Annotated in this window: 24 protein-coding genes; 21 read left to right on the forward strand and 3 right to left on the reverse strand. The window is 40.5% G+C overall.

Features of this window, described 5'->3' with window-relative positions:
- Positions 1–13 precede the first annotated feature (13 nt).
- The 14 genes from KJS52_RS10665 to KJS52_RS10730 all read left to right on the forward strand — a co-directional run bounded on the left by KJS52_RS10665 (position 14) and on the right by KJS52_RS10730 (position 14,314).
- Positions 14–1,078 (forward strand): glycosyltransferase family 4 protein, encoded by a 1,065-nt coding sequence (locus KJS52_RS10665; RefSeq protein WP_213514805.1) that lies wholly within the window; start codon positions 14–16, stop codon positions 1,076–1,078.
- Positions 1,079–1,090: 12 nt separating this feature from the next.
- Entirely contained in the window at positions 1,091–2,383 is a 1,293-nt protein-coding gene (locus tag KJS52_RS10670) for a nucleotide sugar dehydrogenase (RefSeq protein WP_213514807.1), read from the forward strand.
- A 14-nt stretch (positions 2,384–2,397) separates the two neighbouring features.
- Complete coding sequence (locus tag KJS52_RS10675; RefSeq protein WP_213514809.1) at positions 2,398–3,375, forward strand: SDR family oxidoreductase; 978 nt, start codon at positions 2,398–2,400, stop codon at positions 3,373–3,375.
- Positions 3,372–4,505: a glycosyltransferase family 1 protein gene (locus KJS52_RS10680; protein ID WP_213514811.1), complete on the forward strand. Its 1,134-nt coding sequence runs from the start codon at positions 3,372–3,374 to the stop codon at positions 4,503–4,505. Before KJS52_RS10675 ends, KJS52_RS10680 begins: the two co-directional genes overlap by 4 nt.
- Before the next feature lie 5 nt (positions 4,506–4,510).
- Positions 4,511–5,590 carry a glycosyltransferase gene (locus KJS52_RS10685; RefSeq protein ID WP_213514812.1) on the forward strand — a complete coding sequence of 360 codons (1,080 nt, stop codon included), beginning with the start codon at positions 4,511–4,513 and terminating at the stop codon, positions 5,588–5,590.
- 33 nt (positions 5,591–5,623) lie between these two features.
- Complete coding sequence (locus KJS52_RS10690; protein WP_213514814.1) at positions 5,624–7,057, forward strand: O-antigen polymerase; 1,434 nt, start codon at positions 5,624–5,626, stop codon at positions 7,055–7,057.
- 181 nt (positions 7,058–7,238) lie between these two features.
- Positions 7,239–8,492: an oligosaccharide flippase family protein gene (locus KJS52_RS10695; RefSeq protein WP_213514816.1), complete on the forward strand. Its 1,254-nt coding sequence runs from the start codon at positions 7,239–7,241 to the stop codon at positions 8,490–8,492.
- Positions 8,493–8,524: 32 nt separating this feature from the next.
- Positions 8,525–9,400, forward strand: coding sequence for a UTP--glucose-1-phosphate uridylyltransferase GalU (galU, locus tag KJS52_RS10700; RefSeq protein WP_213514818.1), 876 nt, complete (start codon positions 8,525–8,527; stop codon positions 9,398–9,400).
- Entirely contained in the window at positions 9,400–9,855 is a 456-nt protein-coding gene (locus KJS52_RS10705) for a VanZ family protein (protein ID WP_213514820.1), read from the forward strand. Before galU ends, KJS52_RS10705 begins: the two co-directional genes overlap by 1 nt.
- Positions 9,852–10,601, forward strand: a complete 750-nt coding sequence (locus KJS52_RS10710) for a hypothetical protein (protein ID WP_213514822.1) — start codon at positions 9,852–9,854, stop codon at positions 10,599–10,601. The genes KJS52_RS10705 and KJS52_RS10710 overlap by 4 nt, the downstream gene beginning before the upstream one ends.
- A 170-nt stretch (positions 10,602–10,771) precedes the next feature.
- Positions 10,772–12,301: a methyl-accepting chemotaxis protein gene (locus KJS52_RS10715; RefSeq protein WP_213514823.1), complete on the forward strand. Its 1,530-nt coding sequence runs from the start codon at positions 10,772–10,774 to the stop codon at positions 12,299–12,301.
- 174 nt (positions 12,302–12,475) lie between these two features.
- Positions 12,476–12,682, forward strand: coding sequence for an RQC domain-containing protein (locus KJS52_RS10720; RefSeq protein WP_213514825.1), 207 nt, complete (start codon positions 12,476–12,478; stop codon positions 12,680–12,682).
- Between the two features lie 6 nt (positions 12,683–12,688).
- A complete protein-coding gene (locus KJS52_RS10725; protein WP_213514827.1) occupies positions 12,689–12,928 on the forward strand; it encodes a hypothetical protein in 240 nt (79 codons plus the stop codon).
- Positions 12,929–12,943: 15 nt separating this feature from the next.
- Positions 12,944–14,314, forward strand: coding sequence for a hypothetical protein (locus tag KJS52_RS10730; protein ID WP_213514829.1), 1,371 nt, complete (start codon positions 12,944–12,946; stop codon positions 14,312–14,314).
- Between the two features lie 115 nt (positions 14,315–14,429).
- Here KJS52_RS10730 and KJS52_RS10735 read toward each other — a convergent pair whose 3' ends face one another.
- Positions 14,430–15,071, reverse strand: coding sequence for a polyhedral envelope domain-containing protein (locus KJS52_RS10735; protein ID WP_213514831.1), 642 nt, complete (start codon positions 15,069–15,071; stop codon positions 14,430–14,432).
- Between the two features lie 434 nt (positions 15,072–15,505).
- Here KJS52_RS10735 and KJS52_RS10740 point away from each other — a divergent pair, with 434 nt between their 5' ends.
- The 4 genes from KJS52_RS10740 to KJS52_RS10755 all read left to right on the forward strand — a co-directional run bounded on the left by KJS52_RS10740 (position 15,506) and on the right by KJS52_RS10755 (position 18,703).
- Positions 15,506–15,655 (forward strand): sporulation protein YjcZ, encoded by a 150-nt coding sequence (locus tag KJS52_RS10740; protein WP_213514833.1) that lies wholly within the window; start codon positions 15,506–15,508, stop codon positions 15,653–15,655.
- Positions 15,656–15,763: 108 nt separating this feature from the next.
- Positions 15,764–16,927 carry a CobW family GTP-binding protein gene (locus KJS52_RS10745; protein WP_213514834.1) on the forward strand — a complete coding sequence of 388 codons (1,164 nt, stop codon included), beginning with the start codon at positions 15,764–15,766 and terminating at the stop codon, positions 16,925–16,927.
- 137 nt (positions 16,928–17,064) lie between these two features.
- Positions 17,065–17,526, forward strand: coding sequence for a hypothetical protein (locus KJS52_RS10750; protein ID WP_213514836.1), 462 nt, complete (start codon positions 17,065–17,067; stop codon positions 17,524–17,526).
- Between the two features lie 307 nt (positions 17,527–17,833).
- Positions 17,834–18,703 carry a DUF6612 family protein gene (locus KJS52_RS10755; protein ID WP_213514837.1) on the forward strand — a complete coding sequence of 290 codons (870 nt, stop codon included), beginning with the start codon at positions 17,834–17,836 and terminating at the stop codon, positions 18,701–18,703.
- A 150-nt stretch (positions 18,704–18,853) separates the two neighbouring features.
- Here the strand turns inward: KJS52_RS10755 and KJS52_RS10760 are convergent, their stop codons facing one another.
- Positions 18,854–19,252 carry an MmcQ/YjbR family DNA-binding protein gene (locus tag KJS52_RS10760; protein ID WP_213514839.1) on the reverse strand — a complete coding sequence of 133 codons (399 nt, stop codon included), beginning with the start codon at positions 19,250–19,252 and terminating at the stop codon, positions 18,854–18,856.
- Between the two features lie 247 nt (positions 19,253–19,499).
- Between KJS52_RS10760 and KJS52_RS10765 the strand changes: the two genes are divergently transcribed.
- Together KJS52_RS10765 and KJS52_RS10770 are read left to right on the forward strand one after the other, a co-directional pair.
- On the forward strand, positions 19,500–20,534 hold the full coding sequence (locus tag KJS52_RS10765; protein WP_213514841.1) for a LacI family DNA-binding transcriptional regulator: 1,035 nt from the start codon (positions 19,500–19,502) through the stop codon (positions 20,532–20,534).
- A gap of 17 nt (positions 20,535–20,551) precedes the next feature.
- Positions 20,552–22,747, forward strand: a complete 2,196-nt coding sequence (locus KJS52_RS10770; protein WP_213514843.1) for an alpha-galactosidase — start codon at positions 20,552–20,554, stop codon at positions 22,745–22,747.
- Positions 22,748–22,870: 123 nt separating this feature from the next.
- Here KJS52_RS10770 and KJS52_RS10775 read toward each other — a convergent pair whose 3' ends face one another.
- Entirely contained in the window at positions 22,871–23,302 is a 432-nt protein-coding gene (locus tag KJS52_RS10775; protein ID WP_213514845.1) for a GreA/GreB family elongation factor, read from the reverse strand.
- A 567-nt stretch (positions 23,303–23,869) separates the two neighbouring features.
- On the opposite strand from KJS52_RS10775, the gene KJS52_RS10780 reads away from it, so the two are divergent.
- Positions 23,870–24,868: a cell wall hydrolase gene (locus KJS52_RS10780; RefSeq protein ID WP_246563411.1), complete on the forward strand. Its 999-nt coding sequence runs from the start codon at positions 23,870–23,872 to the stop codon at positions 24,866–24,868.
- Positions 24,869–24,984: the final 116 nt, after the last annotated feature.

Genomic DNA, 24,984 nt, shown 5'->3' on the forward strand with positions numbered 1-24,984 from the left:
AGGAATATTTATCATGAAAATTGCAATTGTAATTAATAGTGATGTTGGTTTATATAAATTCCGTAAAGAACTCATTGAAAAATTAATGGAAAATAACCAAGTGATTATACTTACACCTCTCGGTCAATACTGTAGCTATTTTAAAAGTATTGGGTGTATCATTTATTATTCAGAAATTAATAGGCGGAGTGTAAAAATAAAAGGTGAATTTGAATTACTCAAGGAATACTACCAAGTTCTACAAAAAGAAAGACCTGAAATTGTTTTAACGTATACAATTAAGCCTAATATTTATATCGGGCTACTTGCAAAAATGTTGAAGATTCCAGTTATTTCAACGGTCACAGGTTTAGGAACATTTATAATCGGACAAAGTATACAAAAAAGATTGGCTAGAAAAATATACTCAATAATTGTATCTCAGTCTAAAGTTGTATTTTTTCAAAATAAACAAAATTATGATTTATTTAATATAAAAAATAAACAATTAATAGCTGGTTCAGGAGTGAATTTAAATGAGTATCCTTATTTGGAATATCCAGGTGATGATAAGAATATTCATTTCCTTTTTGTGGGCAGATTAATGCAAGATAAAGGAATTATAGAATTGTGTTCAGTTGCTAGATATCTTGTTGAAAAGTATGAGCACATTATATTTCATATAGTCGGAGAAAAAGAAGATGATTTTCAATTTGATAGAAAAGAATATCAAATTGAAAATAAGATTATTTTTTATGGTAATCAGACAAATGTGATTCCTTTTTATAGAAATTGTCATGCGATAATTCATCCTTCCTATCATGAAGGGTTATCAAATGTTTTACTTGAAGCAGCAGCATGTGGAAGACCTATTTTGGCAAGTAATATCCCTGGGTGTATGGAAATTTTTGATGAAGGTATATCAGGATTTTCATTTCCTAAACAAAGTGTTAAAGGCTTAGAAAGTGCTATTGAAAAATTTATTCAACTAAGCTGGAAAGAAAGGGAGAAAATGGGGATTTTTGCAAGAGAGAAGGTTTCTAAAGAATTTAATAGAGAGCTAATTATTAATAGATATATCGATGCTATTACTAATTAATTGGAGGTCGCTATGAAAAATATAAAAATTTCAATAATCGGTTTAGGTTATGTTGGCTTGCCTATTGCTGTGGCATTTGCAAAAAAAGTAAAGGTAATTGGATTTGATATTAGTGAATCTAAAATTTCATTGTATAAAAGTGGAGTTGATCCAACCAAAGAGGTTGGAAATGATGTTATAAAAAAGACGAATGTAATTTTCACTTCTAATGAAGAAGATCTTAAAAGTGCTAATTTTCATATTGTTGCCGTACCTACCCCTGTTAAGTCGGATAATACACCAGATTTGACGCCTATTAAATCGGCAAGTAAAACACTAGCTAGAAATTTAAGTAAAGGTTCAATTGTAGTATTTGAATCAACAGTTTATCCGGGGGTAACAGAAGATATATGTGTTCCTATATTAGAGCAGGAGTCAGGATTAAAATATGGTGTTGATTTTAAAGTAGGCTATTCCCCTGAAAGAATTAATCCAGGAGATAAAAATCACAGACTTGAAAATATTGTAAAAGTTGTTTCGGGTATGGATGAAGAGTCGTTGAATATTATAGCTGATGTTTATAGCCTTGTAGTTGAGGCTGGTGTATATCGTGCAGAATCAATAAAAGTGGCTGAAGCAGCTAAAGTTATTGAAAACTCGCAAAGAGATATAAATATAGCATTTATGAACGAATTATCTATTATATTTAACAAAATGAATATAGACACTAAAGCAGTATTAGATGCAGCCTCTTCTAAATGGAACTTTCTTAAATTTTCGCCTGGATTAGTTGGAGGACATTGCATTGGAGTAGATCCTTATTATCTTACATATAAAGCTCAAGAATTAGGTTATCATTCTCAAATAATCTTGGCAGGTAGAAGGATTAATGATGGAATGGGCAAATATGTCGCGGAAGTGTTATTAAAAAAATTAATACAAGAAGACATATCAATTAAGTATGCTAAAGTCGGAATACTGGGCTTTACATTTAAAGAAAATTGTCCTGATACAAGGAATACAAAAGTAATTGATATTATTAATGAACTCAGGGATTATGGTATTAACCCCTTAATTGTAGATTCTCAGGCTGATAAAGAAGAAGCTTTTCATGAGTATGGTATTGAATTTAGTGAGGAAAAAGATTTGAAAGAAATGGATGCTATCATTGTTGCAGTGGCACATGATGAATTCTGCAATTTTGATATCACGAAATTTGATCTCTATTATAAAAACAACTCAGCAAGAAACATTCTTTTAGATATTAAATCTATTTATGACAAAAAAATGTTTGCAGAGACTAAATATAACTATTGGAGATTATAGGAGGAATTAATTTAATGTCATATAAAAATTTGAATTTTAGTAAAGAGTCGCTTTTTCTTGTTACTGGAGGAGCTGGGTTTATTGGTTCTAATTTGTGTGAAGCAATAATTAGTATGGGATATAAGGTTAGGTGTCTAGATAATTTATCAAGCGGTAAACTTGAAAATATAAGAGAACTGAAATTAAATCCAAACTTTCAATTTGTACAAGGCGATATTACAAATTATGAAACTTGTTTGCATGCCTGTAAAGACGTAGATTATGTTTTACATCAAGCTGCTTGGGGAAGTGTTCCAAGAAGTATCGAAATGCCTCTGGTTTATGATGAAATCAATATAAAGGGAACGCTAAATATGATGGAAGCTGCAAGGCATAATAAAGTAAAAAAATTCGTATATGCATCAAGTTCCTCAGTATATGGAGATGAACCTAATTTACCTAAAATTGAGGGCAGAGAAGGGAATTTATTATCTCCTTATGCGTTAACTAAAAGAGTGAATGAAGAATACGGTAGGTTATATAAGGAGCTATACGGATTAGATACGTATGGATTACGCTATTTTAATGTGTTTGGTAGAAGACAAGATCCAGATGGAGCGTATGCAGCAGTGATACCAAAGTTTATTAAACTGCTATTAGATGGAAAATCACCTACTATTAATGGAGACGGTATGCAAAGTAGAGATTTTACTTACATCGAGAATGTTATAGAAGCAAATTTAAAAGCATGCTTAGCGTCTAGTGAAGTTGCAGGTGAAGCTTACAATATTGCTTACGGTGGTAGAGATTATTTAATTAATATATATAAGCTTCTTTGTGAGAATTTGAATGTAGACATAAAACCTGTTTTTGGACCAGATAGAATAGGGGACATAAAACATAGTAGTGCTGATATTTCCAAAGCAAAAGTTAATTTAGGTTATGATCCTAAATGGTCTTTTGAGAGAGGAATAAAAGAAGCTATAAATTGGTATAAAGAGGTTCTAGTATGAGATCTCCTATAAGAATATTACATGTTTTTGCCCATATGAATAGAGGTGGAGCAGAAACGATGATAATGAATATTTATAGAAAAATAAATAGGGATGAGATTCAATTTGATTTTATTGTCCATTCAACTGAGAAAGGGGCATACGATGATGAAATTAGTTTACTTGGGGGAACTATCTACTGTCTCCCCAAGTATAGAGGAGTAAATCATTTAGAATATATTAAATCTTGGCAGAGATTTTTTGAAGTGAATAAACAATATAAAATTATTCATGGGCATATGAGAAGTACTGCATCTTTATATCTATCTATTGCGAAAAGGTATGGTTTAGTAACAATTGCACATAGTCACAGCACATCTTCTCGCGGCAGTTATATAGAAAAAAAAATTAAGGGCGTTCTTCAGTATCCTATAAGATTTATTGCGGATTATTTTTTTTCGTGTTCAAATGCGGCTGGTACATGGTTATTTGGGAAAAAAATAGTGAACCAATCTAACTATAAAATAATATATAATGGTGTAGATACTAGTAAGTTTCAATTTAGTGAAGAAAAAAGGATTATTAGTAGGAAATGCCTTAATCTTAATGAAGATAATATTGTTTTAGGTCACATTGGCAGCTTTACTGAGCCCAAGAATCATTCTTTCTTAATTGATATTCTTAAAGAGTGCAAAAAAGTTAATGACAATGTTGTTTTAGTATTAGTTGGCGATGGCCCCCTTAATACAGAGATTAGAAATAAGATAACATTTGAAAATTTAGAGAGCTCAGTACTATTATTGGGTATACGAGATGATATAGATAACTTAATTCATGGTTTTGATAAATTTGTTTTCCCTTCTTTGTATGAGGGATTGCCAGTTACATTAATAGAAGCCCAAGCTAATGGTTTAAAATGTTATATCTCAGATAGGATTACTAAAGAAGTGGTTATAACAGATTTAATTGAGTCTCTCTCTCTTAATGATAGTCCGAATATATGGGCTATGAAAATATTAGAAAGCTCAAAAGTTAATAATAGAAAGTTGTATGCAAAAGATATCATTGAAAGTGGTTATGATATCACTAATGTAGCTGGACAACTTTCATCGTTCTACTTTAGGGTAATAAATAAAATTGATTGTAGGTAATAAATATGAAAACAAAGTTATTATTCGTGATCCCTTCATTAAGAGGTGGGGGAGCTGAGAAAGTAATTGTGACCCTACTTAATAACTTTAATAGGAATAAATATGAGTTACACGTGGCCATCATTAATCTTTCAGGTGAGTATGCTAATTTATTATCTAGTGATGTTATCGTTCATAATTTAAATTCTAAGAGAGCTAGGAACGCTATATTCACATTAGTTAAGTTAGTGAGAAGACTTAAACCTAAAGCGATAATATCAACCTTAGGACAATTAAATATTATACTTTTAATGGTGAAAAAGTTTCTTCCAAAAAACACTAAATTAATTGTTCGTGAAGCAACAATTGTATCGGAAGCAATTAAATCAGGAGATATGACTAAAAAGTGGATTAAACTATATAAAGTATTTTATCCAATGGCCGATGCAATTATAAGTCAATCAGAATTTATGAAACAAGATCTAATAGAAATTTTTGGGATTAATTCGAATAAGATAAAAAAAATCTATAATCCTGTTGAAATAAATAAGATAATTACAATGGCTGAAACAGAATTAAACCCATTTATTTCTGAAAAAGAATTCCCTAAAATAGTGTGTTTTGGTAGACTTGAGGAAGTTAAAGGGTATGAAAGATTAATTAAGAAAGTTCCTGATTTTATAGCTAAATATCCTAATCTTAAGCTTTATATTTTTGGGAATGGTTCATATAAAGGCCGATTATTAAAGTTGATAGATGATTTAAACCTAGAAAAGAACATTACTATAAATGAATTTGAATCTAATCCATATAAGTGGCTCAGAAATGCTGACTTATTTATGCTTAGTTCTCATTATGAAGGTTTACCGAATGTTTTGTTAGAAGCATTAGCATGTGAATGCCCAGTATTAGTTTGGGATCATCCGGGGGGGACAAGAGAAATAATGGAATTGCTTGACATAAATGAAAGGATGATTCCGGATATTACTATTGCTGACCATTTTTTCAATCCAATGAACGTTCAGGAAACAGTGAGAGAACATTTTGACGTTAATCACATAGTATTTCAATATGAGCAATTAATTGATAGTGTAATTAAGAAATAAAGGTGTTGCAAACATTATCTTGGAGGTATTAATTTGTCAAACATAAATGTTCAACTCTCCATATATTTATTGCTTTTAAATTTGATATCAATGATACTCTCCATTAATAATTTATCTAATATTGCACTTTTTATTAGTATAATAACGTGCATTGGAATGATTTATTGGAGTAAGGTTGTTACTAAATATTATACTAACGCCACAGTTATTTTTATAACGTTTGCTGCATTATATGGCTTATCAGGTCCGATAAGTGTTGCATGGGGAGATGGATTAAATAAAATATTTAGCACTGAAAACCACTTAGATACTTATCTATTTGTGTTTGCATTATCCAACATAGGATTTATTACAGGGGTTTTGCTATTTCATTTAGGAAAGAAACAATTACCGACTGATAACAAAAAAGTTGACACATTTTCAGAAAAATTGTTTAGTATACGCCAATCATTAATTAAGGCATCCTTGATGTTGGTAATTATTTCTTTGCTATTTGAAATGATAAATATATATAGGGTTGGTGGCCTCTCGCAAATTTTTATGGGGAAAGCTCAATTTCAAAGCGCTGTTTCAGAACTTTCCTTAAGCTTACCTTCTTCTGAATTTTTGCTTGTAGCTATGTCACTTTTTAGTTTATATCTTGGGATACTTAGAACTAAGAATAAAAAATTTAAAGAGTGTAAGAATTTAATACTTTTATTTATTATTCTATCGTTGCCTCATATAGGCATCAAATTAATATTAGGTCAAAGAGGAATATTATTGTCCCTATTTATTTGCCTTATTATTGGATTAACATATTTTCTTCCAATAAAAAGAATTAAACCAAAGTTGGTCATAATAATTTCTGTATTATATATACTTATGTCATTTATCTTTGCTAATCGATCTATAGTTTCATTAATAACTGAGGATTTTAACTTATTTATAAAGACAGCTACACAAAAAGAAAGATTGATTGAGGCTTTAAATCCTAGTAGTAACGAGTTCGGCTCTACTTTTGGGAATTTTAATCAATTTCTTAGTGAGAATGAAAAAGAATTTCCTCTTTATATGGGGGAAACGTATATAAAGGGATTAGTATTACCGATACCATCATTTGTGTATCCGGGTGAAAAACCTATACAAATTACGTATGAGTTTAGAGACCAGTATTTCTCTAGTGAAGCAAGTCGCGGTAGGATAGCTGGTACAGGATTCTCATCTCTTTTAGAAGCTTTTATGAATTTTAAATACATTGGAGTCTTTGTCATTTATTTATTACTTGCATTCGTATTACGGTATTTAGATGAAGTGTTTCGATACAAAACAATTTTATTCAGTGTATTTTATGTAGCTGGTATTTCTCAAACAGTTTCATTCCATAGAAGTGCTTTTGGAACAATATACAGCAATTTATTCATAATATTTATAATTACTATAATAAGCATCATGATTATGAAATTAACTCGAAAAAATTCTATCTAACTCGGATAAATGATGATCATCACTGTTGGAAGCTGCATGGCTTCCATTCTTATTTCGTAATATAGGAATTAAAGTTTTGAGGATTTCATATATATAAAATATAATAGCATCATAATTATTTATAGAGCTTGTAAAGGGCTATAAAGAAACTGCCATCATATGATTAAGAAAACGGTGTGATATGATTAATAAACTTTTAAAAAATGATTATATTTCAACAATAATTTCAAGAATAATACTGATCGCCTCAGGTTTAATAAGCTCTGTTATTATCAATCGTTACCTGGGACCTGAACTGAAAGGTGAATACACTTTTATATTAAATGCTGTTAGTATCATATCGTTAGTTTTGAATTTAGGAATAGGACAATCTTATAGTTATTTTTCACGTAATTATGGAAGTTCTGTTAAGCAAGTTTTTGTTAATATCTTTTATATACAATTTATTCTATACTTCTTATTTTATAGCTGTTTTTCTTTTATTATACCTGATTACAGTTCACATCTTATTGTATCTTTATCTATTCTAACCCAATTTAACACGCAAATAGGATTTATGGCATTAGTTTCGAATATTAAACAAAAGAATAAAATAATGGTGAGTTCAACTTTAATTTATAACATGCTTCTATTGTTAATGATAATTGCAACATCAAGCAATAATCTAGAAGTTGTAATTATCATACATGCGATTAAATTATTTGTTGAAACTACTGCAATTATAGTAAAGATGAAACTATATCCTACATTAATGAAAATAAACTTATCTCTAATTAAGGTAGTTCTAAAATATAGTTTTCTCCCACTTCTCACTACATTACTAATCACTTTGAATTATAAGCTAGATGTTATAATATTAAAGTTATTTGTTGAAAATAGAGATATCGGGATTTATAGCGTAGGTGCTACATTAGCTGGAATGTTGTGGATAATTCCGGATGCATTTAAAGAAGTATTATTTAACAGAACAGCTAAAAATGACTCAATAAAAGAAATTTTAATTAGTATTAAATTTAACGTATATTTAGCGGTAGTAGTAATTATTTTTTTTCTAGTTATTGGAAAAGATTTTATTGTAATTATGTATGGAAATGAATATAAAGATGCTTTTTTAGTCTCGGCGTTAATGTTGATAGGCTGTGTTCCAATGATATTATACAAAATAATAAATACCCTCTTTGTATCTATTGGAAAACAGAAGTTTGCTTTTATAACTTTATTTACCTCAGTTTGTTTAAATACAATTATAAATTTTTTGTTGATTCCCAATTATGGAATATTAGGAGCAGCGTATTCATCTATTATTTCTTATTCTTTATGTGGATCTTTATTTTTGTGGTACTTTCAAAAGTTATATTCTTTAAAATTAAAAGATATGTTATTTGTAACTAAAAGTGAAATAAATACAGTTCTAAAGAGGATTTTAAGGAGATAGAAGGGAACGATATTCCGAAATGGAGGTTTAATATGAAAATCCGTAAGGCAATAATTCCAGCAGCAGGTCTTGGCACTCGTTTCTTGCCAGCTACGAAGGCGCAACCGAAGGAAATGCTGCCAATTGTTGATAAACCGACGCTGCAATATATTATCGAGGAAGCGGTTGAATCTGGTATTGATGAGATTTTGATCATTACGGGTCGTAACAAAAAGTCGATTGAAGATCACTTCGATAAATCTGTTGAGCTCGAATTAGAGCTGGAAGCTAAGGGCAAGGTTGAGTTGTTAAAAGAGGTACGCAAAATATCGAATATGGTGAATATCCACTATATCCGCCAAAAAGAGCCTAAAGGACTTGGCCATGCGATCTATTGCGCTAAAAGCTTTATTGGCAATGAGCCATTTGCCGTATTGCTTGGCGATGATATCGTCTATAGCGATACACCTTGCTTAAAGCAACTCATTGATGTGTACGAGTATTACAATAGCTCTATTCTTGGCGTGCAGCAAGTTGAACATAAGGACATTCATAAATATGGAATTGTTGACGGACATAAAATTGACACTACGGTATCTCGTGTCAATCGCTTAGTAGAAAAACCTAAAACGGAAGAAGCTCCTACCAATATTGCCATTCTCGGTCGCTATATTATTACACCAGAAATTTTTAGCATTCTTGAAAAAACACCGCCGGGAGCGAATGGTGAAATCCAGTTAACCGATGCCTTGAACCAACTTTCTCGTAAAGAAGCGGTCTATGCCTACGAGTTTAGCGGCAGACGCTATGATGTGGGGGATAAGCTAGGATTTCTCGAAGCAACAGTCGAATACGCGCTTCGTCGTGATGAGCTAAAGGAGCCGTTTTTGGCGTATCTAAATAAAATCATTAAGGAAAATAGCGATTAATGAAACAAAAGTCAGTAATATTGCGTCTAATACTAGGAACGCTCACCATAATGCTAGCAGTTGCGATTTTCATGCTGTCGAATCAGCCTGCCAGTCAATCCAGTCATTTAAGTATGACTTTTGCTGCACATTCCTTGCCGTATATAGAGAAATGGACAGGTTATGAGCTTTCATTGGCTGAGTGGAATCGTATTTTAAGAAAGCTGGCGCATTTCTCATTGTTTTTCTTTTTGGCGATATTTCTTATCACGATGTGTCGACTCAAAAAGCTAAGCTGGAGAAGATCCGCAATCATTACACTTTTTATTGCGATGAGCTATGCCGTCATTGATGAGTCTCATCAATTGTTTATTGAAGGCAGAGGCGCTAGCATACGAGATGTTGCAATTGATAGTGCGGGAGCGATTCTTGGAATTGTCGTAGTATTTTTAGTTGGACGGAGATGGTTAAAATGAAGAGATGGCAAAAAGTAACGATATGGATAGCAAGTATACTGATTGTTTTAGTTGTAGGTGGATTATTTGCTGCAAATTATGCGGTTGATAAGGTGCTTGATTCAATGGTTGGCATGAGCGTGGACGATCTCATTGGTGAAGAGGATGTCAATGAGTCTGGAAATAGTGATGGCACAGTATCGCCGCCGACAGGTAATGGAGATTCAGAAACTGATACTGGAACTGGTACTAATGATGGGGCTGTTGGTGATCCAAATCAGTCGGTTTCATCAGGTAATAGCCAAAACACAGGCAATTCAACTGATCCATCAAACGGTGGCGGAACTAACTCAAGCAACGGTGGTTCTGATAGTTCTTCTTCAAGCTCTAACGGACAGCAACCGAATAGCTCTAATGGCTCTAATGGAGAGCAGGCAAGCGGATCTGAGCAGCAAGGTTCGAGTGGTTCTAACAGCGGAGGCTACAGCCCAGAGGTTTCTTCCGATAAAGCGAAAGAAGTAGAAGAAAACATTTCTATTAAGGACAAAGCAAAAGTTGTATCAACGCTTATGGGCAGCCTGTCTGCATCCGATATTTCTGCACTTCAAAAGCTGGCTAGCGGTGGACTTAGTGTAGAAGAGAAGAAAGAAGCAAGAGATCTTCTGCTTGAAAAGCTTACCGAAGATCAATATAACGAGTTGATTGGAATTGCAGCTAAGCATGGCCTAAGCCAAGGCAAATCCTACTCTGAAGTAAAAGCTGAATAAATTCATCATCATTCTCTCTATAAAGCAACAGGATTTCCTGTTGCTTTTTGTATGCATCCAAGTTGCTGCTGAAAGCTGTTCATAATAATTTCAGACTTATTTCGTAGCATGGTTATGATGGCGAATAGCCTTGCGTACTGATGATACAGACTTGAAAGAGAGAGTTGAACATGTTAAAGCATAAAAATCGATTGATGCTTCTATATACAGCTATCGCAATTTTGCTCAGCTTGGCCTTCCATTTGCTGAATCGTGTATTCGATGTGCTGCATAACTGGATGCATCATGGGTTAACTGCGGCCAGTTATCTTGTACTGGACGAAGAGGTGTATGGGCTTGCGCTGAATCTTATATTCCTTGTTCCTGGTTTATTTTTTGCAGCGGCCTTTGTACTGTATCGGCGAAATCAAGAGCATCCGTTGATTGCTTTGCTGAATACATTGTCGTTAACCTTTTCCAGCATTTCGCTGATCGCTGGGGGAGGCGGCATGGTGGAGCTGCATTTTTCGATATTTATGGTTGTCGCTGCCATTGCCTATTATGAGCAAATTAAGCTGATCACCGTAAGTACAGCTGTTTTTGCGCTGCAGCATGTTGTAGGCTTGCTTTGGCTTCCGCAGCTCGTGTTTGGTGCGAATGCGTATTCCTTCGGCATGTTTTCAATTCATGCTCTGTTCCTTGTCCTTACGTCTCTTGCTACGATCAGGCAAATTTATGCTAAGCAGCGTGTCATGGCTGCTGTTGAAGCTGAGAAGCAGGAAAAGGATGCAAAGCTGCAGCAGCTGGTGGTGAATGCCGAGCAGTTATCTAATGAGCTGGAGAATAGCGCTGCTGCTATGCGGGAGCAATCAAGCCAGCATGTGCAGACATCGCAGGAAATGCTGCAATCGTTCAAGGAGGTGACTAATGGCTTTACGAAGCAAAGTGACGCCATTAATGATGTTCATCGCGAGCTGAATGAGGTAAAGTCATTGGTGCGTGAAAATACGGAAGCATTTGATATGCTGTACAAGCACACCAAGGAAGCGGCAAGCACGGCAGAGCAAAGCTATGCTACGCTGGCACAATTGAACGATCAAGTACATAACGTAGCGGAGGCAATCGAGCAAACCTCTCATGCTGCTAAAGCTTTTAATCTGGCGACAGCGCAAATTGAAGCTGCGATGAAGCTGATTACGCGCATTTCCATGCAAACAAAAATGCTGGCTCTGAATGCTGCGATTGAAGCTTCGCGAGCAGGTGAGCATGGTCGTGGCTTTAGCGTGGTGGCTAAAGAAATTCAGTCCCTGGCGGATCAATCAAGAATTGCCACTGAGGAGATTCAAGAGGTGCTGAGCGGAATAACAGACGAGGCTCAGCAAATGGTCGAGCGGCTGGATGCTGGGGAGCAAGGTACACGCCAAACGGCGGAGCTCTCTCGCAGTGCAGTTGAGCAATATGAGACGATGCAGCAGGCGAACGAGGCAATGCAGCATATTATAGACAGCTTGTACGAGTTTACTTACAGGCTGCAGGATAAATCTAAACATATGTATGATGAAATGCTGAGCATGGCAGCCATTACAGAGCAGGGCGTAGCCTCAGTCGAGCAGCTGCTTGCCGCCACGGAACAGCAGCAGGCTGCCACAGCAAATATTGATCAGGAGATTGATGATATGGCGCAGCTTGCACGCAAGCTAAAGCAGCAATTTGCACCGTAGGCATGTGGTGGAAGGATTACAGACAAGAGAAGGGGTTGATCAGTTTTTCAGTTTATACTGGATCACTGACAGCCCCACTTTTGTGTGCAATTTGATTAATATGTATATTAAAATGGAGTAAAAAATAGTGTGATACAATGTAGAAAACAAATGACTCTGATAAAGGTGATGTAATTGAGCAGAAGAGCTAGAGTTAGCTATGATTTAGATACTGGAGCTATTAAGCGGCTGCCAGATGTGGAGATTAAGGCGATTTTGCGAGCAGCGGATGAAATCATCTCTGTTGGTGGCAGGAACATGCTTTGCTTTATACTTAAAGGCTCCAACAACCAACAGATAAAAAAGCACGGGCTGGAAAGCTGCCCTGTGTATGGATTCTAACAGTTTGTGGAAGAGTTGCTGGTTCAGTTATCCGAGCTGCTGAAAGGCACTGATTATAGCTATGTAAGCCAGCTTAAGGATCGCAACCGGGAAATGATTTTACTGTTGATTGAGAAGATCAAACAAACGAAAAATCCCGATTTTGTGCCGCTGTTAAAGGCTTGGCAAGAGATTGAGTATAAAAAAGTTCGCTCTGAGCTACAGAAGGCGATTGATGCTTTGCCTCCACAAAACCATGAACATTAGGGAGTAATTATTCTTATGAGCAAACAACCAAGCATAGAAAAGATTTTGAACAAGCTAACCAAGGACGAGCTGAAAGGGATTTTGTTAGAGCTGGCAAAGCAGGATGAGCATTTGAGAAATGCGTTACTGCTGCAATACGGTGAAGGCAATAACGAGCAGCGGCTTGCTTCTTATAGCAAACTAATTCAGTCGACCGTGCGCAGGTATTCCGATAGAGACGGCTTTATCCCGTATAGAGAAACTCATCGGTTTACAATAGAAATGCTTGAGCTGCTGGAAAACTTTAATGCCGCGAATGATGAGCGTTTAGAGCTGGAAGCTGCTTTAATGATATTAGCGGAAGCTATTGAGGCCTTTCAGTATGCAGATGACTCAAATGGCGATATAGGGATACTGGTTGATAGTGCCCTTGAACGTATTTTTATGCTCACATGCAGCTTGAATAAACAAGACCTTGCTTTGCAGCAATATTACATGAATCGCCTGCTTGCTGTAAGCAGGAGCGGCATTTTTCAAGGCTGGGATGAATTTCAGATAGCATTATTCCGCATTTGTAGTAAGTTATCAGAGATGGAGGAGTTACGTGAGCAGCTTAAGGCAGCCATTGAACTTCAAATTGATGCTTCTGCCACACAAACGTACGGCGCCTATACTCAGGAAGCTTTGCTTATGATTTTATATGAACTAATCGAAGCTTACGGTACTGGCGAGGAAGCGGAGCTATTTATTGCGAACCACCTTCTTTTTCCTGCATTCAGAGCCTTGCAGATTTCAAGACGGATGGAGAGCGGAGACTATACTGCTGTTATTGAGCTGGCTAAAGAGGGAGAGCAGCAGGACAAGGGCTTTCCGGGTCTCGTCATTAAGTGGAAAAATGCCAGATATGAGGCATACAAACAGCGTAACCTCAAGAAAGAGCAATGGCTGCTGGCGAAAGAGCTGCTGCTGACAGGAGACTATAAGTATTACCAGGAATTAGAGTCGCTTAATGAAGAGGACGAGCTTGTGTTTTATCGCAGCATGCTTGCTGAGCTAAAGAAGGCTAAAGGCTGGGGTGTGCGTGAGATTTATCTGAAACTAATTTCGGATAAAAATGATGTAGAGGAAATGATGAGTTATGTACGCAGTTCGCCTTCCTCAATCGAGAGCTACGCTGCAAGATTAATGGATCGCTATCCGGAAGAGGTTGAGCAGATTTATCGTGAATTTATTGATCAACTTGCGGAGACTTCTTCCAACCGTAAAGATTATAAGCGGGTATGCAAGGTGATAAGACAGTACGGGAAAACGGTTGGCAAGGATAAACAGGCAGCGGTCATTGATAAATTTACAACCCGGTATGCTAGACGTCCTGCTTTCATTGATGAGCTCGAAAATTTGCTCTAATTACTCAGGATCAGCATACTCAGCTCTTAATGGACTTCAACACTTGATCAAACGCTAAGTATGAAGGTGCTTCCTTACTAACAAAGCGTGATCATGCAATGAGAGGCACTAAGAGCTAGAGATGCTGACGAGCTTTCAACTGCTCGACATCTTCTTCAATGCGGGCAATCATGTTGCGTTGGGCGTCAAGGCGGCCATGCAGGATATACCCTACATCTTCACTTATTTGTCCGGTTTGGTCAAAGGTAGCATTTATTGTTTTTTCCATACCCTCTAGTTGAACCTCGACATGTCCGAAGCGTAAGTCAACGTCTTTGAGTTGAGCTTCAACGCCATCTAATCGTGATTCGACGCCGTCAAGTCTTGCTGCGACATGTCCCAGACGTAAGTCAACGTCTTTGAGTTGAGCTTCAACGCCGTCTAATCGTGATTCAACGCCGTCTAATCGTGATTCAAGGCCATCTAATCGTGATTCGACACTGTTCAGTCGAGTATCAATGCCGTCTAACCGCGTTTCAAGGCCATCTAATCGTGATTCGACGCTGTTCAGTTGAGTATCAAGGCCATCTAACCGCGTTTCAAGGCCATCTAATCGTGATTCGACGCTGTTCAGTTGAGTATCAATGCCGTCTAACCGCGTTTCAACAAGATCAAAGCGACTGTTGACTTGCTGGGCGAAATTAACTTGTTCATCTTTTATGCCATGTACAAGCGTGAGCAGTTCCATTAGCATGGAATCGGTTCTGCCAGTATCCATTTTTCACACCTCCTTTCTATATATTATGAGTAGTTTCATTGGGCCAGTCAACAATAAAAGGGAATGCGATCCCCATATCGCATTCCCTTGTTGTGCTGCTTTTCTTTCATACCATGTTACAGAGCATTCGGGTTAAATTAGTAACCGAAGCAAACGATAAGAAGCACTAATAAAATGAATAGCACCAAAATAAATGCAGAGCTCGAGTATCCACCAGCGTAACCTTTCATAGTAACATGCACCTCCTCAAGTAAGTGACTACACTGTACTATATGCAAGCCTTGATTTATGAGCATGGACGGATGTCTAGTATGCAGCAAGATAGGCGAATGTGGAAAATGGAAGGGCAGCTCCCCTGTTTAGGCAGTTGCCCATACATTTCGTCCTAACTGACATAAGATATGGTGTACCTTAATTCAAAGGAGTTGACGTGAATGAATTATGCGGCAAATGTTGCTGGTAGTGTTAATCCAGCATACGGCGGTAAAGTTGGGGGATATGGTGGTGGATTTGGCGGGTTAAGTGCTAGCTGGATTTTAGTATTGTTTATTTTGTTGGTTCTTCTTGTATTATGTATGTGCTAAACCAGCTTTGATCGGACCTGCGGAAAGTCCTTGGGCAACCAAGGGCTTTCTTCCTTTTATGCAGATAAGCTATAATGAAGCAAGTCTATATAAAAGAAGGGTTACCAGATGAAAATTGTACCAATTTATTTATTGTCAGGATTTTTAGGAAGTGGCAAAACAACCCTGCTTTCCCAAATGGTTGAGCAAGCGCAAGCTGCCGGCTTGACTCCGGCTGTGCTGATGAATGAGCTTGGCGAGGTAAATCTCGATGGCCAGCTTGTGAGCAAGGAGGTTGCGATGGCGGAGGTGCTGGGAGGCTGTATTTGCTGCAGCATGCGCGGCGATTTATCGCTTGAGCTGAATCAGCTGCTGCAGCAGTACAAGCCTGATCTTGTTATTGTAGAATCTACAGGCGCTGCGCATCCTTTAGAAAGCATAGACGCGATATCGGAAACATCGATGTACAAGCATGCCAAGCTGCAGGAAGTTGTCACGGTTGTCGATAGCGAGCATATGCTGGCACGCTCGAAGTCGGCCAAAGATAAAACCTATCGGCTGATGCAGGAGCAGATCCGCTGTGCTACGCTAATTTTGCTGAATAAATGCGATCGTCTGCATCCTGAGCAGGTCGTTGAGCTGCAGCAGCTTGTTAGAGAGCTGAACGGCTATGCTCCGATCATTACGACAACCCAAGCCCGGCTTAAGGATTGGTCGTGGCTGCTGCAGCCAAGCTCAGCTGACCTAACAGCGCAAGCTCCTGGGCATAGCGAGGCAGCTAAACAAGCGCAAGCTGCACAGCAAAGATACGGCCATGCGCATGAGCATACAGACGAGCCTGGTCATGGACACGTGCATGAGCACACGCACGAGCCTGATCACTGCCATGCGCATGAGCATACGGACGAGCCTGATCACTGCCATGCGCATGAGCACACGCACGAGCATACGGATGGCGAGCATGAGCATACGCATGCCTCGCACCATCATCACTCCCATGTTATGGCTCATACGCATTACTGGAAGCAGCCACCGCATAGCGAGCAGTTTGAAGCGTGGCTGGCACAGCTGCCTGCCAACATTTATCGGGCAAAGGGGATTATGACGTTCCGGGATCTTCCGAGCCGCTTCTTGTTCCAATTTGCGTATCGTGAATCTGATTTTATGCGAATTGAGCCGCAAGGGACTGTCCACGATGTGGCTGTATTTATCGGCGAGCATTTTGACGCAGAATGGCTGAAGCAGGAGCTGGAAAAGCTCGAACAACAAGCAGATTCAGCGGGAGAATCGTAGGCCATTCAGCAGTCAGCAGAGCTAGCGGGAGAATCGTAGGCACTCCAGCAGCCAGCGGAGCTAAAAAATGATTATTATGCCAAGCCTTGGGAATACTGTGATTGAGCAAGGTAGATCAACACAGTGGAGGTTACAGCATGAGTAAAACTAGAACGATTGTGGTGTCAATTGCCAGCGCCATGCTTGCATACAGCTTGATGCTGCCAATGGCAAGCGGGGCAATGTCTGATTTGGATGTCAAAGGCTCAAGTAAACAGCAGGATGAAACGAAGCTGGATAAGCAGGCACATCCCCATGCTCATAAAAAAATGACAAGCGAAGAAATCAAGCAAATGCGCATAAAAAAGCTGAAGCGGCTGGCGCAATATTTTGATATTTCAACTGATGGAAAATCGCTTGAGCAGCTAAAGGCTGAAGTCGACCAGGCGAAAAAGGCGCAGCCTGAAAAATGGGAAGCATTCAAGCAGGAATTTCGTGCGAAAAAACTGGAAAAAATCCGCGAATATGCCAAGTCCAAAGGCATCGACATCAAGGACAAAAGTCTCGAACAGCTCCATGACGAGCTTCATGAGCTCGAGGAACGCAGCAACCATCAATAAAGATTAATAGGCGTTACAAACCCGATAAACCCTGCAAAGGCATCATGTCCAGATTAACTGGCTTGATGCCTTTTATCGTTAGGCAGCCGAACAGGTTATGATAGTAGCTCATACCAAATTCAAGGAAAATTGTACTTTTGACCCAGGACTAAAAGACTGTTGACGATATCTGGTGATATGATATACTTTTTCGTATTGTTGCATTCCTATCCAAAATTTAACTGTTTAATGATGCAGCAGCTGCAAGCTATCGATTTATGTTAAGCTTAAGATGGCTTGTAATAGAAAAAAGGAGTGGGGTATTGTTTTGAAAAAATTAGTAAGAAAATCATTAATGTCAATGTTGCTAGTACTGAGTCTGGTATTGCTTGCCGCTTGTGGCGAGTCTGATCCGAAATCTACAGGTACACCTGTACAACAGGAAAACGGAAATAAAGAAACGAATACAGGATCTTCCGCTGAAACTGACAAGGATCTCTTTGTTGCAGTTGTTAGCGAAGCCTCTGGCTTAGACAGCTTCTCCATCAATATGACTGCAGATCAAAAGATCGAGGCAGATGGCGAAGTAGTAGAAAGTAAAACAGTAAGTGCAATGGATATTACAGTAAAGCCTGAGGTTGCTTTTAAGCAAGTAACAACAATCGAAGCTGCTGGACAAAAGCAGGAAATGGAAGCATATCTAACTGCTGAAGGCTTTTTCGTTAAAGATTTGAGCTCTGGTATGTGGGTTAAGCTGCCTGCAGACGCGGCTGGTCAAGTTTTACAAGGCGTTGATCAGGAATCGCTTGATCCTTCTGCACAGCTTTCTCAGCTTGTAGATTATGCTGATCAATTTACAGTTGAAGAAAAAGACGGCGTTTATGTATTTACGCTAAGCGCGAAAGGCGAGGAGTTTTCTAAGCTGATTGAAGAGCAGCTTGCTCAGCAGCAAGAAACGATGGCTCAGTTAGGCAGCGTAACTGTTGATTCTATTCAATACAACATTGAAGTAGAAAAAAGCAGCAACAAGCTGTTAAAATTGGATGTTGTGTTTGATATGACAGTGGAAAACAGCGAAGCGGCACAATCGATGAAAATCGTTTCCAACATCGAGACAGAATATTCTAATCACAATGCAATCGAAGCGATTGTAGTACCTGAAGAAGCACTTGGTGGCGAAGAGGTTACAATCGAATAGTTTGAACGACAAGCCTTGGTTTAATTAGGCCTAATCTTATAGACGATTTATTAAATTGATAGCTGTTCTGGTAACAGACCAAAAGCTCGGCTGCGGGGAGTAATATCCTTGCAGCCGAGCTTTTTCTATTATGCTGATACCATCAGACGCTTACTGCTGCTCGCCAAGCTGCTGCAAGGCGGCTCGCTGTGCTTTTGTCAGCTTGCTTACGACCAGCTGATACGAGCTTACGATCCAGTCGCGCAGCTCCTCTGCCGGGACGGTTTCGTTGACATCAACGGTTATCCAGAGTCGTTTATTGAGATGATAGCCCGGCTTTACTGCCTCATATTGCTGCCTTAACAGCTCCGATATAAACGGATCACATTTTAATGAAATAGACGGTGTGTCTCCTGGCTGGATAAGGGCGTACATTTTGCCGCTTACCTTCATAACAAGAGGCGTCGGTCCGAAGGGGTATTCTTCTGTCGTTCCCGGCAAGTCCAAGCAATACTGTTGTAAGCCTGCAAAGCTGTTCAAATCTATGCTGTCAGGGGATGGCTGCTTCATAGTGGGGCGTCCTCCTTATTCGATCAAGCTGAATTTGGCTTTAGAGCGTATCTGAAAGCTGCCTCAGTAAAGGGCTTCAGTCACGCCTAGTATGTCATGCCTTTGTCGCTTCGTCAACTATGCTGTAATACCGCTTGCATAATTGGGGAAGTTTAGGTATGATTGAATTGCATTTGTTAAGTAAAATTATTAACTAAACAACATCATCTCATACACGTTGCTTATGTGCAGCAAGAGGAGGGAAAGCATGGCGACGATTCGGCAAATTGCAGAGCTGGCGCAGGTATCGGCTGCTACCGTATCGCGTGTGCTCAACAATGATCCGACCTTAAATGCAAGCGCTGAAACAAAGGAAAGAATTTTTGCTGTTGCCGAGCAGCTTGGCTATAAGCCAAAGCAGTTGCGCAAGCAAAAGCTCGAGCTGCAGCGTTCTAATGCGGAAATTGGCTTAATGTTCTGGTCAACGGCCGATGAAGGCAACAATGATCCTTACTTCAAGGCGGTTCGCCGCGGCATCGAGCTGCATTGTGAGGAGCACGGGTTAACGATTAGCAAAGTAATTCGCGGCGATCTTGCGCATGCCAAGCAGGAAGCCGCCTCACTGGATGGCTTGCTTGTCATTGGCTCGATCGAGGCGGATGAGGTGCTGGAGGCATTTCCAAAGCCAGACCGCATTGTGTTTGTCAATCATGGCGAGCCGCTGCATCAGTATGACACGGTTCATCTAAACTTTGAAGCGGCGATCCAATCTGCCTATGATCACCTGGTTGAGCTGGGACATGAGCGAATCGCCTTCATTAGCGGGCAGGAGTGGATTCATTCGCTGCGCAATCCCGGACAAATGCGTCAGCTAGAAGAGCATCGCTATCGTGCCTTTATCCAAATGCAGCACCAGTACAAGCATCGATTTACATGCGTGGAGTATGTGCCGGATTGGTCGTCGCAGGGTGGATATGAAGCGATGCAGCGGATACTGGCAGGCGGGCAGGAGCCAACAGCATGTATTGCAGCAAGCGATGCGATGGCTGTCGGTGCGCTGCGCGCCCTGCATGAAGCGGGAGTGCCAGTTCCGGGCAAAATGTCAATCATAGGCTTTAACGATATTGAACTGGCGGGCTTTGTCATTCCGCCTTTGACAACCGTGCGCGCCCATACCGAGCTGCTCGGCAGAACAGCCGTCAAGCTGCTGCTTGAGCGTATGGAAGGACGTGAAGCAGCGCTGCAGGTGAAGATCGGCACGACGCTTATTATGCGGGAAAGCTGCCAAAGACTGCAATCATGATTAGGAGGAGTTATGAAATGATTACTTATAATGAAGCAACGCGAATTTTTCATCTTCGTTCATTGGACACTAGCTATATTTTAAAGGTTACCGATCAAGGAAATTTGGCGCATTTATACTGGGGACGTGCTATAAGCGATACTGATTTAAGCCATCTGTATAAGCGAATGATTCGTCCGTCCTTTACTCCGAATCCTGATCTCAATGAGCTGGACTACTCGCTGGATACGCTGCAGCAGGAGCTGCCTGCCTATGGCAACTCGGATTTCCGTACCCCGGCTTATCAATTTCAGCTGCCTAACGGAAGCACAGTAACGAATTTCCTATACGAATCCCACGAAATTGTAGCAGGCAAACCGCAGCTGCAAGGCTTGCCTGCTGTCTATGTCGAGGCGACTGATGAAGCACAAACGCTGCTGATTACGCTGCGCGACGAGCTGACAAATGCGGCAATTGTGCTGACCTATACCGTATTCCGCGATTATGCCGCGATTACGCGCTCTGTGCAGTACCGCAATGACGGCAGTGAGGTGCTGAATTTAACGCGGGCACTTAGCATGAGCGTCGATTTGCCAGCTTACAATTATGAAATGCTGCATCTATCCGGCACATGGATTCGCGAGCGTCATGTTCACCGTCGCAAGCTTGAGCCGGGCATGCAGTCGATTGAAAGCCGCCGCGGCGCCAGCAGCCACGCGCAAAACCCGTTTTTGGCGCTTGTTAGCGAAGGGGCGACTGAGCAGGTTGGCGATGTGTATGGCATTAACCTCGTATACAGCGGCAATTTTATCGCCGGCGTTGAGGTGGACCCTTACCATCATTCCCGCTTGTTTATGGGGATCAACCCATTTGATTTCAATTGGAAGCTGGAGGCTGGCGAGTCCTTCCAGGCTCCAGAGGTTGTTATGGTGCATTCCTATGAAGGGATTGGCGGCATGTCCCGCCGTTTCCACGATTTGTACCGCAAACGCCTGATCAGAGGGCAGTTCCGCGATCAGGTGCGCCCAATTCTGGTCAACAACTGGGAAGCGACATATTTTGACTTCAACGAGCAGAAGCTTGAAAAGATTGTCAAGGCGGGCAAGGAGCTTGGCATCGAGCTGTTCGTGCTGGATGACGGCTGGTTTGGCAAGCGCAATGACGATACTACCTCGCTCGGAGATTGGGTCGTCGATACGGACAAGCTGCCGAACGGTCTGCACGGTATTGTTTCCAAGGTTCGCGAGCAGGAAATGCAATTTGGCCTATGGTTCGAGCCTGAAATGGTGTCGCCTGAAAGCGAGCTCTACCGCCAGCATCCGGACTGGTGTCTGCATGTCGAAGGACGTCGTCGCACGCAAGCGAGACAACAGCTCGTGCTCGACCTTTCTCGTCAAGATGTGCAGAATTACATTATTTCGGCAGTGTCCGACATTTTGGCGAGCGCGCCTATCACTTATGTCAAATGGGATATGAACCGCAACATGACGGAGATCGGCTCCGCGCTGCTGCCTGCTGATCGCCAGCGTGAAACGGCGCATCGCTATATGCTTGGCTTGTATCATGTGCTGGAAAGCATCACTTCCGCGTTCCCGCATGTATTGTTCGAATCATGCTCAGGCGGCGGCGGGCGCTTTGATGCCGGGATGCTGTACTATATGCCGCAAACATGGACGAGCGACAACAGCGACGCGATTTCCCGCTTGAAAATCCAGTACGGCACGAGCATCGTCTATCCGGTCAGCTCGATGGGCGCGCATGTATCTGCGGTGCCTAACCATCAGGTCAATCGTGTCACCTCGCTGCTGACGCGCGGCAATGTGGCGCTATCGGGCAATTTTGGCTATGAGCTGGATCTGTCCACATTTACGGATGAGGAGAAGGAGCTTGTCAAATATCAGGTTGAGCTGTATAAGCAAATTCGTCCGATTGTCCAGTTCGGCGACTTCTACCGCTTGCTCAGCCCGTTTGAGGGCAATGACACGGCATGGATGTTCGTGTCCAAGGACAAGAACGAGGCCTTTGTCGTATATGTAAAGGTGCTTCAGGAGCCGAACGGCGCGATTGGCCGCTTCCGTCTGCAGGGACTTGATCCTGACAAAGTGTACGAGGTGTTTGAAGGGCAGGACAAGGGAGAATATTCTGGAAGCCATCTGCTGTACGCAGGCCTTGCGATTCCGCGCTTCTACGGTGACTTCCAGAGCTGTGTATACCGCTTGAAGGCAAAGCAATAAGGAAGTTCAAAAAGCCGGACTTTGATGACGATGTAACGCGTTGTAGCTTAGTCGAGGTAAAAATAAGGGACAGTGAGGAGGAACTTATCTCCTTACTATCCCTTATTTTTTCTTGCTATTCAATTAAGCTGCCGCACGCGAAATAGTAATAATTTTAATGCGTGCAAGGCCAGCTGGCGTTTCCAAATCAAGCTCACCGTGCAGCGGAGCCAGCAAAAGCTGTTGGCCTACTGGTGACAGCAGTGAGATTTTGCCCGATTCCGGGTCGATTTCATGCGGCAGCACGATGCAAAGCTTATCGATAAAGCCATCCTCTACATACTCGATTTCGATCTCATGATTAAGCAGCACAAGCTGTTCCCGCGGCGGCTCATTCATGGCAAGCAATGCCTGAATATGCTTGATATACTGGTCTAGCAGTTGCTCCAGACGTTTATGTTCAATGGTATGCTGCAAAACATATTGCTCGATCTGCTTGCTGCGAATGTCCTCGAGCGCCATTAGCTGCTCAAGCATCGCCTGCTTTTCGGTTACCCATTGAGAACTACGGTTCATAGTAGATCTCACCCCCGATCCTCTTCATATGCGAGATCAAGCTAACGTGTTGTTGTCTCATAAAGCATCCTCCTTAAACGGTTCATCCTTCTTCTTACGCCAAATGCTTCTCTATGCAGTGCATGAAAGCGCCTAGCAAGCATGAGCTTAGCGTAAGAGACCCAAGCCAAATGACTGGGTCTCTTACTATCTTATCATGGAACACAAATAAGTTCACCTTTATTAAAAATGCGGCTGAACCTTTCTCATTTTTTTCATAAATGCTAATTTTATCGCTTGGCCATTTATGAAAATCAAAATTTTTTTGTGATTTTTTTGAGAAATTGGACAGGCGTTGATTTCGCAGGCTGAGCATATTGAATTATGCCGCTGGACCCAAGCATTATAAGGCTTTTTTGATTTTTTCGCATTGAGAAAGGATATCGCTGTGCAAATGATAGCGCTTTTGAAAATTCATGAAATCTTCATCTATGAGATAAACCTAATCCTATTTCGCTAAAATGCTGTGCTATAATGCTTAACAGACCATTACCTTAAACAAATTTTGAGGTGTAATCGGGAGGAATTATGTTAAAACGACTAATGAAGGTAAGCAGATTAAGTGTGCTAGCGGTGCTAGTGTTGTGTCTTCTTACTGTAGTTCCATTATCAGCGTCCGCAACAGCCAGAGACTCACGAGTGGTAGAAAATGCGCAGGTAATACTGGATGACAAGTCCATGAAGCTAAGTTCTTCTCTACATATGATGAATGGAAGATTGTATATGCCAATCGCATTAGTTGCGAATGAGCTTAGCGCTTCTGTAGAATGGAATGATTCTACGCTGGAAGCAACCTTGGTTTCGAAAAGCAATGATAAAATTATTTTAGGTGACGGCGTGCCAACCGTATATTTCAACGATCAACGGTATGTGCTGGAAGCTGCACCGTACTTGGATAATGGTCGATTGTTTGTCCCTATTCGCTATATTGCGGAGTTTCTCCATGCGAATGTGGATTGGAATGCAGATAAAAATACGTTAACGATACAGAGCGTGCCGCTTGAGGTTGTCAGTGACGACAATACGCTAGCGGAAATTAGCGCGCGCCATTCTTTGTCGCAAGCGCAAGTTGTAAAGCGTAACGGCTTTTCCTCTAAGGAATCGATTAAAAATGGTATGAAGCTGGCTGTTATTATTCCTTCTGTGCTGGAAAATAAGGCTGATCCGTATACTGAGGCGGATTATCAATTGCTGGCTAAGCTGGTTCAGGTTGAATCAGGCTATGAATCGTATGAGGGGCAATTGGCCGTAGCCAATGTCATTCTTAATCGCGTGAAGCATGCGGGCTTCCCTAATTCGATTAAGGGTGTTATTTATTCCGGCAAGCAGTTCCCGCCAGCTCACAACGGCCTGCTTGACAAAAGCAAGCCTAATGCGAGCGTATTGAAGGCGACGAAGGACGCGCTAAACGGAAAGAACAATGTAAAGGATGCCGTCTATTTCTTTAATCCGAAATACTCAACAGGCTCCTTCTGGGATAGCTTGACGGTTATCGCGACAATCGGCAACCATCGTTTTGCCAAATAAGCAGATTAGATTAGCACGTTAAATAAGCAGGTTATACGAAAAGCAGTATTGCAGAGCTAGCAGCTGGCTAGAGTGTAACGCTGCTTTTTTTCTTGCTTTGGATGCACATACTCATC

Origin of the sequence: Paenibacillus montaniterrae, from assembly GCF_018403185.1 — a bacterium.
In the GTDB taxonomy this organism is placed as follows: Bacteria; Bacillota; Bacilli; order Paenibacillales; family Paenibacillaceae; genus Pristimantibacillus; species Pristimantibacillus montaniterrae.

Excerpts from the sequence above, each read along its gene's own strand:
- KJS52_RS10665 (WP_213514805.1), top strand. The coding sequence starts at position 14 with ATGAAAATTGCAATTGTAATTAATAGTGATGTTGGTTTATATAAATTC.
- KJS52_RS10670 (WP_213514807.1), top strand. The coding sequence starts at position 1,091 with ATGAAAAATATAAAAATTTCAATAATCGGTTTAGGTTATGTTGGCTTG.
- KJS52_RS10675 (WP_213514809.1), top strand. The coding sequence starts at position 2,398 with ATGTCATATAAAAATTTGAATTTTAGTAAAGAGTCGCTTTTTCTTGTT.
- KJS52_RS10680 (WP_213514811.1), top strand. The coding sequence starts at position 3,372 with ATGAGATCTCCTATAAGAATATTACATGTTTTTGCCCATATGAATAGA.
- KJS52_RS10685 (WP_213514812.1), top strand. The coding sequence starts at position 4,511 with ATGAAAACAAAGTTATTATTCGTGATCCCTTCATTAAGAGGTGGGGGA.
- KJS52_RS10695 (WP_213514816.1), top strand. The coding sequence starts at position 7,239 with ATGATTAATAAACTTTTAAAAAATGATTATATTTCAACAATAATTTCA.
- galU (WP_213514818.1), top strand. The coding sequence starts at position 8,525 with ATGAAAATCCGTAAGGCAATAATTCCAGCAGCAGGTCTTGGCACTCGT.
- KJS52_RS10705 (WP_213514820.1), top strand. The coding sequence starts at position 9,400 with ATGAAACAAAAGTCAGTAATATTGCGTCTAATACTAGGAACGCTCACC.
- KJS52_RS10710 (WP_213514822.1), top strand. The coding sequence starts at position 9,852 with ATGAAGAGATGGCAAAAAGTAACGATATGGATAGCAAGTATACTGATT.
- KJS52_RS10715 (WP_213514823.1), top strand. The coding sequence starts at position 10,772 with ATGTTAAAGCATAAAAATCGATTGATGCTTCTATATACAGCTATCGCA.
- KJS52_RS10730 (WP_213514829.1), top strand. The coding sequence starts at position 12,944 with ATGAGCAAACAACCAAGCATAGAAAAGATTTTGAACAAGCTAACCAAG.
- KJS52_RS10735 (WP_213514831.1), bottom strand. The coding sequence starts at position 15,071 with ATGGATACTGGCAGAACCGATTCCATGCTAATGGAACTGCTCACGCTT.
- KJS52_RS10740 (WP_213514833.1), top strand. The coding sequence starts at position 15,506 with ATGAATTATGCGGCAAATGTTGCTGGTAGTGTTAATCCAGCATACGGC.
- KJS52_RS10745 (WP_213514834.1), top strand. The coding sequence starts at position 15,764 with ATGAAAATTGTACCAATTTATTTATTGTCAGGATTTTTAGGAAGTGGC.
- KJS52_RS10750 (WP_213514836.1), top strand. The coding sequence starts at position 17,065 with ATGAGTAAAACTAGAACGATTGTGGTGTCAATTGCCAGCGCCATGCTT.
- KJS52_RS10760 (WP_213514839.1), bottom strand. The coding sequence starts at position 19,252 with ATGAAGCAGCCATCCCCTGACAGCATAGATTTGAACAGCTTTGCAGGC.
- KJS52_RS10765 (WP_213514841.1), top strand. The coding sequence starts at position 19,500 with ATGGCGACGATTCGGCAAATTGCAGAGCTGGCGCAGGTATCGGCTGCT.
- KJS52_RS10770 (WP_213514843.1), top strand. The coding sequence starts at position 20,552 with ATGATTACTTATAATGAAGCAACGCGAATTTTTCATCTTCGTTCATTG.
- KJS52_RS10775 (WP_213514845.1), bottom strand. The coding sequence starts at position 23,302 with ATGAACCGTAGTTCTCAATGGGTAACCGAAAAGCAGGCGATGCTTGAG.
- KJS52_RS10780 (WP_246563411.1), top strand. The coding sequence starts at position 23,870 with ATGTTAAAACGACTAATGAAGGTAAGCAGATTAAGTGTGCTAGCGGTG.